Annotated in this window: 13 protein-coding genes; 2 read left to right on the plus strand and 11 right to left on the minus strand. The window is 42.0% G+C overall.

What is annotated here, in order from left to right; genetic code table 11:
* Nucleotides 1-24 precede the first annotated feature (24 nt).
* Nucleotides 25-1,074, minus strand: a complete 1,050-nt coding sequence (locus N8M95_RS05350; protein ID WP_261116751.1) for an ABC transporter permease — start codon at nucleotides 1,072-1,074, stop codon at nucleotides 25-27.
* Nucleotides 1,071-1,802: an ABC transporter ATP-binding protein gene (locus tag N8M95_RS05355; RefSeq protein ID WP_261116752.1), complete on the minus strand. Its 732-nt coding sequence runs from the start codon at nucleotides 1,800-1,802 to the stop codon at nucleotides 1,071-1,073. Before N8M95_RS05355 ends, N8M95_RS05350 begins: the two co-directional genes overlap by 4 nt.
* Nucleotides 1,803-1,869: 67 nt before the next feature.
* Here N8M95_RS05355 and N8M95_RS05360 point away from each other — a divergent pair, with 67 nt between their 5' ends.
* Both N8M95_RS05360 and N8M95_RS05365 read left to right on the plus strand, forming a co-directional pair.
* Nucleotides 1,870-2,280 (plus strand): HIT family protein, encoded by a 411-nt coding sequence (locus N8M95_RS05360; RefSeq protein WP_261116753.1) that lies wholly within the window; start codon nucleotides 1,870-1,872, stop codon nucleotides 2,278-2,280.
* Between the two features lie 9 nt (nucleotides 2,281-2,289).
* Entirely contained in the window at nucleotides 2,290-2,577 is a 288-nt protein-coding gene (locus N8M95_RS05365) for a hypothetical protein (protein ID WP_261116754.1), read from the plus strand.
* Between the two features lie 290 nt (nucleotides 2,578-2,867).
* Here N8M95_RS05365 and dnaJ read toward each other — a convergent pair whose 3' ends face one another.
* The 9 genes from dnaJ to N8M95_RS05410 form a co-directional block, all read right to left on the minus strand.
* A complete protein-coding gene (gene dnaJ, locus N8M95_RS05370) occupies nucleotides 2,868-4,004 on the minus strand; it encodes a molecular chaperone DnaJ (protein ID WP_045606381.1) in 1,137 nt (378 codons plus the stop codon).
* Between the two features lie 196 nt (nucleotides 4,005-4,200).
* The gene (locus N8M95_RS05375) at nucleotides 4,201-4,833 is read right to left on the minus strand and encodes a DJ-1/PfpI family protein (RefSeq protein WP_261116755.1); all 633 of its coding nucleotides are present in this window, start codon (nucleotides 4,831-4,833) and stop codon (nucleotides 4,201-4,203) included.
* 111 nt (nucleotides 4,834-4,944) lie between these two features.
* On the minus strand, nucleotides 4,945-6,768 hold the full coding sequence (dnaK, locus tag N8M95_RS05380) for a molecular chaperone DnaK (protein ID WP_000034667.1): 1,824 nt from the start codon (nucleotides 6,766-6,768) through the stop codon (nucleotides 4,945-4,947).
* A gap of 252 nt (nucleotides 6,769-7,020) precedes the next feature.
* The gene (gene grpE / locus N8M95_RS05385; RefSeq protein ID WP_000046038.1) at nucleotides 7,021-7,545 is read right to left on the minus strand and encodes a nucleotide exchange factor GrpE; all 525 of its coding nucleotides are present in this window, start codon (nucleotides 7,543-7,545) and stop codon (nucleotides 7,021-7,023) included.
* 26 nt (nucleotides 7,546-7,571) lie between these two features.
* Nucleotides 7,572-8,606 carry a heat-inducible transcriptional repressor HrcA gene (gene hrcA, locus N8M95_RS05390; RefSeq protein WP_261116756.1) on the minus strand — a complete coding sequence of 345 codons (1,035 nt, stop codon included), beginning with the start codon at nucleotides 8,604-8,606 and terminating at the stop codon, nucleotides 7,572-7,574.
* 195 nt (nucleotides 8,607-8,801) lie between these two features.
* The gene (glnA, locus tag N8M95_RS05395; RefSeq protein WP_001122886.1) at nucleotides 8,802-10,148 is read right to left on the minus strand and encodes a type I glutamate--ammonia ligase; all 1,347 of its coding nucleotides are present in this window, start codon (nucleotides 10,146-10,148) and stop codon (nucleotides 8,802-8,804) included.
* A 36-nt stretch (nucleotides 10,149-10,184) separates the two neighbouring features.
* Nucleotides 10,185-10,541, minus strand: coding sequence for a MerR family transcriptional regulator (glnR, locus tag N8M95_RS05400; protein ID WP_247932995.1), 357 nt, complete (start codon nucleotides 10,539-10,541; stop codon nucleotides 10,185-10,187).
* A gap of 76 nt (nucleotides 10,542-10,617) precedes the next feature.
* Nucleotides 10,618-11,145 (minus strand): FUSC family protein, encoded by a 528-nt coding sequence (locus tag N8M95_RS05405; protein WP_000119915.1) that lies wholly within the window; start codon nucleotides 11,143-11,145, stop codon nucleotides 10,618-10,620.
* Nucleotides 11,146-11,279: 134 nt separating this feature from the next.
* The gene (locus N8M95_RS05410) at nucleotides 11,280-12,476 is read right to left on the minus strand and encodes a phosphoglycerate kinase (protein ID WP_001096743.1); all 1,197 of its coding nucleotides are present in this window, start codon (nucleotides 12,474-12,476) and stop codon (nucleotides 11,280-11,282) included.
* Nucleotides 12,477-12,490 lie beyond the last annotated feature (14 nt).

Consider the following 12,490-nt stretch of genomic DNA (forward strand, 5'->3'; position numbering starts at 1 on the left):
TTTTTTAGTGTCATATAGGCAATGTTAGTCCTGCATCTGACGTTTGACCTGATAAGGTAGGTACAAGACTAGTAAAACCAAACCAGCTCCCAGTAAGGCTAGAAGGGCTAGTTTTTCTTGGAAGGTAATCAACCCAACAACTAATTCCACTACTAAGACCAAACTGGTCAATCCTCGGACTACCGCCTGCAAGCCTTTTTCTTTTTGCCCCTTGTTCAGCGGAAAGAGTTGGGTCAAATACTGGTAGTCAAAGGCATGATAGAGGGCCAGCAACTGGAAGAGCAAGAGGTAGTTAAAGAGAACTACCACTGCTGTCGCAATCCAAGCTTGCTCGATAAAGACCTGCGCTAGTAAGGAAAGTAAGAGCAGACGGAGACTAAGCGCAAAGAGGTCTCCATTTCGCAGATAAGAACGCAGATAGAGATTTTGCCAAATCTTTCCAGGCACCTTTTGAACAACCTTTAGGATAAAGTCCAGATAGACACGACGCTTGACGCTGTTTGAAATTCCCTTTACCTGGGTAAAGAGGGCAAAGAAACGAAGCAAGACTTGCTTACGCTTGCTTTCTTGGGAAATGACATAGTCCCAGTCTAGTCCAGTTTCAGTGTAAAATTTGCTAGTTTTTTGACGAAAGAGCAGATATTTCCCTACACCCAATAGGAGCGCATAGACTAGAAAAACTAGTAAGCCATAACCCATTGCTAAAAATAAGGGCGCAAATAACAGCAAGAAAAGGGTCTGGACAAAGAGCCAAAAGACTAGGGAAATGCCAGTTTGACGCTTGAGATGGAGTTTGATTTCCTCTTCTCCGACTAAGAGAAAGAGCTTGTCTGGAGCCTCCATATAGGTGGCAATTCCTCCCCAAAGTAAAAGTAAAACAGAGGTAATTCCTACAAATAAAAGGATAGGCCAATGATTTTCAGGAAAATGTTGCAAGAGTTGACTGTATTGGTAGGCTAGAAAGCCCAACAAGACAAGCAGGAACAAGACAAAGTGGTCATTGAGCACATAGCGCAGATAACCAAGACACTCCTTACGAAAAGCCTGCTTTCTCTTTAAAAACAAGTCTTTCATAGCTCCTCCTCTTTGGTCAGAGCCAAGTAAATATCATTCAAACTAGCCTCAGGCATGTCAAAGGCTTCGCGCAGTTGCAGGAGATTGCCTTTGGCACGCACCTCTCCCCTATGAAGAATAACAAAGGCATCACACATCTTCTCCGCCGAATCCAACACGTGGGTACTCATGAGAATGGACTTACCCTTTTGCTTTTCCACTTCCAAAAGCTGAATCAAGTCCGCAATAGCCAGCGGATCAAGACCAAGGAAAGGCTCATCCACGATGAAAAGACTCGGATCCACCACAAAAGCACAAATAATCATGACCTTCTGCTTCATACCTTTGGAAAAATGAACAGGGAACCAGTCCAATTTCTGGTCCAGACGGAACATTTTCAACAAAGGTTCTACTCGCTCAAAAGCCACTTTTTGCTCAATACCATAAGCCATAGCCACCGTTTCGATATGCTCTCTGAGGGTCAATTCCTCATACAAGCTAGGTGTCTCAGGAATGTAGCCAATTTGCTTGCGGTAGCTCGTTGCATCTTCTTGCAGGGTCAAGCCATTGATATTGATGGAACCACTATAAGGTGTCAAGAGACCAATAATCTCATTAATAGTCGTCGATTTCCCAGCACCATTGAGACCAATCAGACCGACCAGCTGCCCACTTTCAACAGTAAAGGACACATCTTTCAAGACAGGGACATGAACATAGCCACCTGTCAAGTTTTTTATTTCTAACATATTTTCTCCAAATCTGGTATAATGTAGCTATATTATATCAAAATTCAATACAGTAGAGGTAGATTTTATGTCAGATTGCATTTTTTGTAAAATCATCGCAGGGGAAATTCCTGCTTCAAAAGTATATGAAGATGAGCAGGTTCTTGCCTTTCTTGATATCTCTCAAGTGACACCTGGACACACCTTGGTCGTGCCAAAAGAACACTATCGTAATCTCTTGGAAATGGACGCTACTAGCGCCAGCCAACTCTTTGCCCAAGTACCAAAAGTGGCTCAAAAAGTCATGAAAGCTACCAAGGCCGCTGGTATGAATATCATTGCCAACTGTGAAGAAATCGCAGGGCAAACAGTCTTCCATACCCACGTTCACCTCGTGCCTCGCTACAGTGCGGACGATGACCTCAAGATTGATTTTATCGCCCACAAACCAGACTTTGACAAACTCGCTCAAGTCGCTGAAACTATCAAAAACGCCTAAGGAGTTGCCATGAAATTATCCAACCTACTACTATTTGCAGGAGCTGCAGCCGGAAGTTATCTGGTCACAAAAAATCGCCAAACCATCACTGATGAAGTCTTGAATACCACTGACCGCGTTCAAGCTATCAAGGACGATGTAGATATTATCCAAAACAGCCTGCAAATCATTGACCAGCAAAAAGAACTCATCAAGGAATATCAAGAAGACCTGACTTACAAGTTTAAGGTCTTGGAAAAAGATATCCAGACTAGACTAGCTGTGATAAAAGAAATACAGGAAATTGAAGATAAGTAAAAAGAGCCAATTGGATCTTTTTAAAAATGTAAACAAGTTATCCCCCATCAACCATACATCACAATTTAAACAACTCATTCACTGTTTCGTAACTAAATCGAATACTTTCCCAGACTTTCCGCCGTAATGAAAACATCTGAAACAGTTTGGTTTCAGATGTTCGGAAACTTTGAGACCTAGGCTCAAAGTTTAGGTATGGAACTTCAAAGAAGGTCGCTACCGTCCGTCATTACTTAAGGAAAGTCTTAAAAAATCTGTAAACAAAAAGAGCCCAACGGCTCTTTTTACTTTTATTCTCCTTCAAAGGCATCTTTAATATGGTCAAAGAATCCCTTTTTCTTTGGATTGACTTTTAAATCACCAGCAGCTGCGAATTCTTTCAAGGCTGCTTTTTGGCGGTCGTTCAAGCCTGTCGGTGTTACGACATTAACTGTAACGTATTGGTCACCAATTGCACCACCACGAAGGCTCGGAGCTCCCTTGCCACGTAGACGGAATTTCTTACCAGTCTGAGTTCCCTCTGGGATAACCAATTCAACATCACCGTGAACAGTTGGGATATCAACTGTGTCACCAAGAGCTGCTTGGACAAAGTTGAGGTTGAGATTGTAGAAGATAGTCGTTCCTTCACGTTCAAACTTGTCGCTGGCTTCCACAGAAACCACTACATACAAGTCACCATAAGGTCCACCGTTAAAGCCTGCTTCACCTTGACCAGCTAGGCGAATTTGTTGACCTGTTTCCACACCAGCAGGGATTTTGACATGTACACTATGGGCTTGTTTTTCATGCCCTGTTCCGTGACAAGTTGTACATGGATCTTTGATTTCTTTTCCGCGACCGTGACAGACATCACAGGTTACTTGGCGACGCATCATACCAAGTGGAGTCTGTGTATCGACGTTAATGACACCAGCGCCATGACAGCGTCCACAAGTGACTGGACTTGTTCCTGGCTTAGCACCTGAGCCATTACATGTACTACAGCTTGCTTCACGATTGTACTTAACCTCTTTTTCAGCTCCAAAAATAGCTTCTTCAAAGGTCAAATTCACACGGTATTGGAGGTCATCCCCCTGACGAGGAGCATTTGGATTGCGCGAAGTACCGCCTCCGCCGAAGAAACTTGAGAAGATATCTTCAAAACCACCGAAGCCTCCTGCCCCATCGAAACCTCCGAAACCACCAGCTCCACCAAAACCACCGTTTGCTCCAGCAGCACCGTATTGGTCATAAGCAGCACGTTTTTGGTCGTCACTCAAAGTCTCATAGGCTTCCTGAACTTCCTTGTACTTTTCCTCAGCACCAGGCTCCTTATTGATATCTGGGTGATATTTTTTCGAAAGCTTACGATAAGCCTTTTTGATCTCGTCTGCCGAAGCGTTTTTTGACACCCCCAGACGATCATAAAATTCAGTATTGTTCATATAAGATACCAAGACCGTAAAATTCAACTGAAAAATAGGAAATCTGACGCTGGAGCGATACTCCTAGGCAGATTTATCTTTTTTCCGAGAATTTAGGTCGGGTTCAATTCCTTTCTGTTATATTGAGTAAGAAATTTGGGAACCCGTGTTCAGTTACGAACACCTTTGTTCCTTTCTATAATTTTCATGTAAATCTTTAGAGGCTGTTTTCTATACTCTGCTTCACTTGATTAAACTCTTCATCTGATAGAGTAAATATCAAATCCTCTTCAGCATACTCGTTCTGTTCTTTAAAATAGTTGTCCGTATTCTCTGCCAACCCTAAACCGAAAATCACTTTTCTTGCAAACTCTTGATGTGCAAAACCGATAGCCGTAATGATTTGTTTATCTTGGACAAGAACTTTCGGTTGGAAATTCTCACGTGGAAGAAATTCAAAATAGTCAAAGAAGTTTTGCCAAATTCCACCTGTAAATTTCGTGTCGTTCAACAAGCCTGCTTTCGCCAATAAAAGGGGCGCTGAAGAAATGGCTGCAATTAGTATATCTTGCTCATTAAGACTTCTCAAAAACGAGATCAATCTCTCATCTTGTAGAGCAGGACCTATATTTACCATTCCTGGCAAAATCACACAAGAATAATCTTCTATACGGATCTGATCCAATGTTTTCGTCGGTTGACAGGACAAACCATCCTCAGAGACCACCATCGAATTCTCAGAAGCTACATAATCAATCGTGATATCAAAAGACAGAGCTAAAGTACTTGTTAAAGTGGTTATCTCATAAAGAGAAAAATTAGGATAAATGACACAAAGTACTTTTTTCATACGCAACATCCTCTATTTTACCGAAAAACAGAGGCTGGGTTGCAACCTCTGGATTTCTTCTTATACTCACCTGATTTTCAAGCTCGGGATAAAATAGTCCACTGGACTATTTTATTTTTCCGTAAACTCTCCGTCTACGACGTCATCGCCTGCGTTTCCTGTTGCTTGTGCGCCTTCTGCTCCTGCTTGAGCTTGTTGTGCTGCTGCGGCTTGTTCATAGAGTTTAACAGCAAGGCCTTGAGCTTTTTCGTTCAATGCTTCAAGTTTTGCTTTCATTTCGTCCAAGTTGTTATCTTCTTGAGCTTTCTTAAGGTCATCAAGTGCAGCTTGGGCAGCGTCACGTTCTGCATCAAAGCCTTTTCCTTCAGTTTCCTTGATAGTCTTTTCAGTCGCAAAGATTGCTTGGTCTACTTCATTACGAAGGTCAACTTCTTCTTTACGTTTCTTATCTGCTTCAGCGTTTGCTTCTGCATCTTTCATCATGCGGTCGATTTCTTCGTCAGTCAAACCTGAGTTAGATTGGATCACGATAGTTTGTTCTTTTTGAGTTCCAAGATCTTTGGCCTTAACAGACACGATACCATTCTTGTCGATGTCGAAAGTTACTTCGATTTGAGGAATTCCACGAGGTGCAGCTGGAATATCTGTCAATTGGAAGCGTCCAAGAGTCTTGTTATCTGCTGCCATTGGGCGTTCACCTTGAAGAACGTGGATATCAACGGCTGGTTGGTTGTCTGCTGCAGTTGAGAAGACTTGTGATTTAGATGTTGGAATAGTAGTGTTGCGATCGATAAGTTTTGTAAATACTCCACCCATTGTTTCGATACCAAGTGACAATGGTGTTACGTCAAGAAGGACAACGTCTTTAACATCACCAGTAATCACACCACCTTGGATGGCAGCACCCATAGCAACTACTTCATCAGGGTTTACTGATTTGTTTGGTTCTTTACCAGTTTCAGCCTTAACAGCTTCAACAACGGCAGGGATACGAGTTGAACCACCAACAAGGATAACTTCGTCGATTTCTGACAAGCTCAAACCTGCATCAGAAAGGGCTTGACGAACTGGAACTTTTGTACGTTCTACAAGGTCACGAGTCAAATCGTCAAATTTTGCACGAGTCAAAGTCATTTCCAAGTGAAGAGGTCCAGCTTCACCAGCAGTGATAAATGGCAAGCTGATTTGAGTTGAAGTTACACCAGAAAGGTCTTTCTTAGCTTTTTCAGCTGCATCTTTCAAACGTTGCATTGCCATCTTGTCAGTAGACAAGTCAATACCGTTTTCTTTCTTGAATTCTGCTACCAAGTGGTCGATAATTTTTTGGTCAAAGTCATCACCACCGAGTTTGTTGTCCCCTGCAGTTGACAATACGTCGAAGACACCGTCACCCAATTCAAGGATAGAGACGTCGAATGTACCACCACCAAGGTCAAATACCAAGATTTTTTCTTCTTTGTCAGTCTTGTCCAAACCATAAGCAAGAGCTGCTGCAGTTGGTTCGTTGACGATACGTTCTACTTCAAGACCAGCGATTTTACCAGCGTCTTTTGTGGCTTGACGTTGAGCGTCGTTGAAGTAAGCAGGAACTGTGATAACTGCTTTAGTTACTTTTTCACCAAGGTAGTCTTCAGCGTAGCCTTTCAAGTATTGAAGAATCATAGCTGAAATTTCTTGTGGAGTGTATTCTTTTCCATTAGCAGAAACTTTTTCAGAAGTTCCCATCTTAGATTTGATAGAGATAACTGTATCTGGGTTTGTGACTGCTTGACGTTTTGCAGCATCACCAACGATGATTTCTCCGTTTTTGAATGATACTACAGATGGAGTTGTGCGGTTTCCTTCTGGGTTTGCGATGATTTTGCTTTCAGTTCCTTCAAGAACTGCTACTGCTGAGTTTGTTGTACCTAAGTCAATACCGATAATTTTAGACATGTGTTTTTCTCCTTGTTAGTTAATTTTCTATTTTTGATATTTCCCTTAAGTGGTGGGGACGTGAGCAACTCCCTTCGGGATTTCATCACTTATTTTTGAGCCTATTGTCTCAAAAATCCCCTGTTTCAGTAGCAGAAGCTACTGAAACTTTCACCACGGCGGGAAATATCTTCCTTGCAAGCCTCCGGCTTGCCTCTTATCTTTCTTCATAGTTTATTGTCGTTTCGGACAAATTTTGTCAAGTTTTCTAAACTAGTTATAGACCACTACCATTGCTGGGCGTAGGATGCGGTCATGGAGTTTGTATCCTTTTTGGAAGACTTGGGCGATGGTATCTGCTGGGTGTTCATCGTCTGCTGGGAGAGTTTGGATAGCCATATGGTAGTTATGGTCAAATTCGCCGTCAGCTGCGATTTCTTCGATTCCTTCTTCTTTCAAAGCGTGAATCAAGCTTTCTTGCACCATCTCCAATCCTTTTTTGACGTCGTCTGTCAAACCTTCAACTGCGAGTGCACGCTCAAGGTTGTCGAGCGATGGTAAAATCGCTTTTGCCAAGTCTTGGCTACGATAACGTTGCAAGTTTTGACGCTCTTCATTGGCACGGCGTTGGATATTCTGCATTTCTGCATGAGCACGAAGGTATTTGTTTTCGAACTCATCTGCACGTTCATTTGCCAAGTCCAATTCAGACTTCTCAGGAGTTGTTTCTTCTACCGTTTCCACAACTTCCTCTTCTTGGACTTCTTCTACTTCTTCATTTTTTATATCTTGGGCCATTTTCGCCTCCTTTAATGATTTCAATCTTAATGTACTTCGTAATGATTACTGCTGAGGTAGCGGTAAAAATCTGTCAACTTCATAGTCAAAACACGGTTGACTACGTTGACTTGGTTGATTAGCTGTTGGTAATCCAGATTGACTGGACCAATAATGGCTAGAATTCCAACTCCCCGATAAGGAATGAGGAACTTGCTACTAATCACCGCTAGGTCAGCTAGACAGGACTCTTGACTGTCTGCAACACGAACGTTTTGCATCTGATCTTCATGCAGCCCCTCACGAATTTCCAGGGCCACCTTTTGCGGTTGGTCAAAAAACTGATAGGCTGCTAGATTGGCAAAATTCAAGAGATTGACCTTGCCCGCCACCACAATATTTTCGTTGAACATTTCCTTAAAGATGTGTTCAAAGAGATCGATGACATTATCCGTTGTTGTAAAGTAACGCTGGATAATCTGCGGAATCTCCGTCCGAATCTTGTAGTGAATATCTAGAACGGTGTGGCCGAGGAAACGTTCCTGAATGATGCTCGTCAGTTTCAGCAAATCCTCCTGCAAAAAGTTCCTTGGAATCAGAAACTGACTGGTAACCGTTCGAGACTCGTCTAGGGTAAATACTGCCAAGGCTGTATGTTGCCCCAAAACAACTATATCAAAGGCTGTCAAACGTTGCCTGCTCGGCTCAACATCCAGTGCTACTACCGTACAGCCACTCAAGTCTGTCAGCAGGTTAGCAGCCTCTTGCAGAATATCCTCCAATTTGAAGAATTCCTGATCAAAGGCTTTGACAATCTCATAAACCTCATTTTCAGCCAGTCGGTCAAAATCCAGTGAGTGTTTCACATAGTACTGAAAACCAGCAACACTTGGCATCCGACCACTTGAAGTATGAGCCTTCTCAAGCAAACCTTGCTTTTCTAGAGCCGCCATGTCATTACGAATGGTTGCACTGCTAGAGTTAATAGACTCTTGCAAGGCTTTGGATCCGACAGGTTCGTGCGTTTTGGTAAAGATGTCAATAATCAGATTTAGAATATCCTGCTGACGCTCTGTAACCACCTCATCACTCCTCTCTGTCTGATCGATTAGCACTCGACACACTCAAGTGCTAACTTATGATTCTATTATACACCCTTAAAAGAGAATGTCAAGATAAAAACTCAAAAAATTAGCACTCTTTTACCAAGAGTGCTAAAAATCAGTCTGAAGACCTAGAAAAAAGACCGCCCTCAGGCAATCTTTCTTCTATATTAATTAGTAAAGGTCTAAATAATTATCAATTTCCCATTGTGAAACGAAGGTTGCATAACTTGCCCATTCGATTCGTTTGGCTTCAAGGAAACTAGTATAGATATGTTCTCCAAGAGCTGCTCTGACAACTTCATCTTCAGTCAGAGCTTTCAAAGCGTTGTGAAGAGTTGACGGAAGGTCTGTAATACCAGCTTCCTTGCGCTCTTCTGCTGTCATGATGTAGATATTTTCTTCGATAGGAGCTGGTGCTTCGATTTTATTTTCAATACCATGCAAACCAACTTCCAATAGAACTGCCATAGCGATGTATGGGTTTGCCATCGGATCCACTGAACGCAACTCAAGACGAGTTCCCATACCACGTGAAGCAGGCACGCGCACAAGTGGCGAACGGTTACGACCAGCCCAAGCAATGTAAACAGGTGCTTCATAACCAGGAACCAAACGTTTGTATGAGTTAACCGTTGGGTTCATGATGGCAGTATAGTTGTAGGCATGCTTAATCAAACCGCCAAGGAAATGGTAGGCCGTTTCTGACAACTGCATTCCTTTCGGATCATTTGGATCAAAGAAGGCGTTGTTTCCTTCTGCATCAAACAAGGACATATTACAGTGCATACCTGATCCAGCAATACCAAATTTTGGTTTTGCCATAAAGGTTGCGTAAAGTCCGTGTTTGCGAGCAATGGTTTTAACAACAAGTTTAAAGATTTGAATCTTATCACAAGCACGGAGAACTTCATCGTATTTAAAGTCAATCTCGTGTTGACCAACCGCAACCTCGTGGTGACTCGCTTCTACTTCAAATCCCATTTTGGTCAAGACATTGACAATCTCACGACGTGTGTTGTCCGCAAGGTCCGTAGGCGCCAAATCAAAGTAGCCACCCTTGTCATTTACTTCAAGTGTTGGGTCTCCATTTTCATCTAGCTTAAATAGGAAGAATTCTGGTTCTGGCCCAAGATTGAAGGATTTGAATCCTACTTCTTCCATGTGACGAAGAGCACGCTTCAAATTACCACGAGGGTCTCCTGCAAATGGTTCACCTTCTGTTGTATAGACATCACAGATCAAACCTGCAACACTTCCATTTTCATCTCCCCAAGGGAAGACTGTCCATGTATCCAAGTCTGGGTACAAGTACATATCCGACTCATTGATACGTACAAAACCTTCAATAGAAGATCCATCAAACATAGCCTTGTTTGACAAGACTTTATCTAACTGTTCATCTGTAGCAGGAATTTCGACGTTTTTCATGGTTCCCAAAATATCTGAGAACATGAGACGAATAAAGGTAACATTTTTTTCCTTGACTTCACGACGAATATCTGCAGCTGTGATTGGCATGAGTTTTCTCCTTAATGTATGACTACTTGCGGTTGCCTAACCGCGACCAAAAGGTGACCGTACTGAAGCAAAGCGAGCCTGTTGGAGGAGTTCATTATGAAGTGCACGACGCACCTCAGTCTGACTAACCGCTTTCTTGGATTTCGCTTCACGTTCAGCATATTTTTTCTTAATGGCAGCGATATTATAACCTTCAGAGATATAATCTTTGATTTCAAGCAGACGATCCATGTCATTCAAGGAATACATGCGACGGTTCCCTTCGTTTCGATCAGGCTTAATCAACTCCTGATCTTCATAATAACGAATCTGACGCGCCGATAGATCGGTCAACTTCATAACACTGCCGATAGGAAAAACAGCCATATTTCGGCGAAATTCTTTTTCCTTCATTTACAATTTCCTTCTTTCTGTCTATTATAGTCTAAAAAAAGACAAACGTCAATTAATAATGTTATAAAATGTAACATTATTTTTCTTTTTTCTCTAAAAAGAGCCGAATACGATCAATATCGTAATTTACGAGAATTGCGACAAAAACTCCCATAAAAGTTTCTGATACGCGCGCAAACACGTACAAAATCGTTTCACCGCTCGGAATCGATAGGGTAATGATTAACATGGCTGCTACACCACCAATAACCCCTGCTTTGTTATTCATGGCTACATTTGTCATAATGGTTAACATGGTGCATATTGGAACAACTACTAAGGTTACCCAAAAGGCTTCGTGGAAAAAGGTATTTAATAAGAAGAAGACTAGGGCATAGAGGCCACCGATACTATTTCCTAGAATACGCGAAGTCCCAAAATGGACACTCTTATCAAAACTCTCCCTCAGGCTAAAAACGGCTGTCAAAGCACCAATTTGAAGACCTTTCCAACCAAAAAAGCCAAAAATCAAGAGAACTAGAAAAACAGCAATACCTGTTTTAAAGGTTCGCATACCAAGTTTGAACTGGGATTTATCGAATTTATATTTTTTAAAATAACTCATAATCTCAACTTTCTATTTCCATTTTATCATAAATCGGTGATTTTTATGAGTAATAGTTGAGAGGAAGCGTTTTTATTTTAAGCAAAAGAAAAGAGGAACTTTCATTCCTCTCTTCTTTGATTGTTTATAAAATCTTATTTTTCTGTCAAGGCTGCAAGTCCTGGAAGAACTTTACCTTCGAGAAGTTCCATTGATGCTCCACCACCAGTAGAGATCCATGAGAATTTATCTGCACGTCCAAGATTGATCGCTGCAGCAGCTGAGTCACCACCACCAATGATTGATTTAACTCCTGGTTGTTTCACGATAGCGTCCATCACACCAATTGTACCAGCTTGGAAGTCTGGGTTTTCAAATACACCCATAGGTCCGTTCCATACAACTGTTTTCGCACCAGTCAAAGCTTCATCAAATTTAGCGATAGATTTTGGACCGATGTCAAGACCAAGGAAGCCTTCAGAAACTGCTTCACCTTCAGTGTCACGCACTTCTGTGTAACCAGCAAATGCGTTTGCTTCTTTTGAGTCAACTGGCAAGATCAATTTACCATTTGCTTTTTCAAGAAGAGCTTTCGCAACATCCAATTTGTCTTCTTCTACAAGTGAGTTACCGATTTCGATACCTTGTGCTTTGTAGAATGTGTAAGTCATACCACCACCGATAAGGACTTTGTCAGCTTTTTCAAGCAAGTTTTCGATAACACCAATCTTGTCTGAAACTTTTGAACCACCAAGGATAGCCACGAATGGACGTTCTGGAGTTTCAACTGCTTCTTGGATGTAGGCGATTTCGTTTTCAAGAAGGAAACCAGCAACTGCTTTTTCAACGTTTGCTGAGATACCAACGTTAGATGCGTGTGCACGGTGAGCTGTACCGAATGCATCGTTTACGAAGATACCATCTCCAAGTGATGCCCAATATTTACCAAGTTCAGGATCGTTTTTAGATTCTTTCTTGCCATCAACATCTTCGTAACGAGTGTTTTCAACCAAGAGAACTTGTCCATCTTCAAGAGCGTTGATAGCTGCTTCCAATTCAGCACCACGAGTGACACCTGGGAAAACAACGTCTTGGCCCAATTTAGCTGCCAAGTCTGCTGCTACAGGAGCAAGTGATTTACCAGCTTTATCAGCTTCTTCTTTCACACGTCCAAGGTGAGAGAAAAGAATTGCACGTCCACCTTGTTCGATGATGTACTTAATAGTTGGAAGAGCTGCTGTGATACGGTTGTCGTTAGTGATTACGCCATCTTTCAATGGTACGTTGAAGTCAACACGAACGAGGACTTTTTTACCTTTCAAGTCAACGTCTTTAACAGTAAGTTTTGCCATGTTACAAAAACCCC

The organism is Streptococcus mitis (assembly GCF_946190325.1).
Classification (GTDB): domain Bacteria; phylum Bacillota; class Bacilli; order Lactobacillales; family Streptococcaceae; genus Streptococcus; species Streptococcus mitis_CF.

Bases quoted from the DNA above. Each gene is read 5' to 3' on its own strand.
- glnR (WP_247932995.1), bottom strand. From the start codon at position 10,541: ATGAAGGAAAAAGAATTTCGCCGAAATATGGCTGTTTTTCCTATCGGC.
- dnaJ (WP_045606381.1), bottom strand. From the start codon at position 4,004: ATGAACAATACTGAATTTTATGATCGTCTGGGGGTGTCAAAAAACGCT.
- N8M95_RS05405 (WP_000119915.1), bottom strand. From the start codon at position 11,145: ATGAGTTATTTTAAAAAATATAAATTCGATAAATCCCAGTTCAAACTT.
- N8M95_RS05355 (WP_261116752.1), bottom strand. From the start codon at position 1,802: ATGTTAGAAATAAAAAACTTGACAGGTGGCTATGTTCATGTCCCTGTC.
- N8M95_RS05350 (WP_261116751.1), bottom strand. From the start codon at position 1,074: ATGAAAGACTTGTTTTTAAAGAGAAAGCAGGCTTTTCGTAAGGAGTGT.
- N8M95_RS05360 (WP_261116753.1), top strand. From the start codon at position 1,870: ATGTCAGATTGCATTTTTTGTAAAATCATCGCAGGGGAAATTCCTGCT.
- N8M95_RS05365 (WP_261116754.1), top strand. From the start codon at position 2,290: ATGAAATTATCCAACCTACTACTATTTGCAGGAGCTGCAGCCGGAAGT.
- N8M95_RS05375 (WP_261116755.1), bottom strand. From the start codon at position 4,833: ATGAAAAAAGTACTTTGTGTCATTTATCCTAATTTTTCTCTTTATGAG.
- grpE (WP_000046038.1), bottom strand. From the start codon at position 7,545: ATGGCCCAAGATATAAAAAATGAAGAAGTAGAAGAAGTCCAAGAAGAG.
- glnA (WP_001122886.1), bottom strand. From the start codon at position 10,148: ATGCCAATCACAGCTGCAGATATTCGTCGTGAAGTCAAGGAAAAAAAT.
- N8M95_RS05410 (WP_001096743.1), bottom strand. From the start codon at position 12,476: ATGGCAAAACTTACTGTTAAAGACGTTGACTTGAAAGGTAAAAAAGTC.
- dnaK (WP_000034667.1), bottom strand. From the start codon at position 6,768: ATGTCTAAAATTATCGGTATTGACTTAGGTACAACAAACTCAGCAGTA.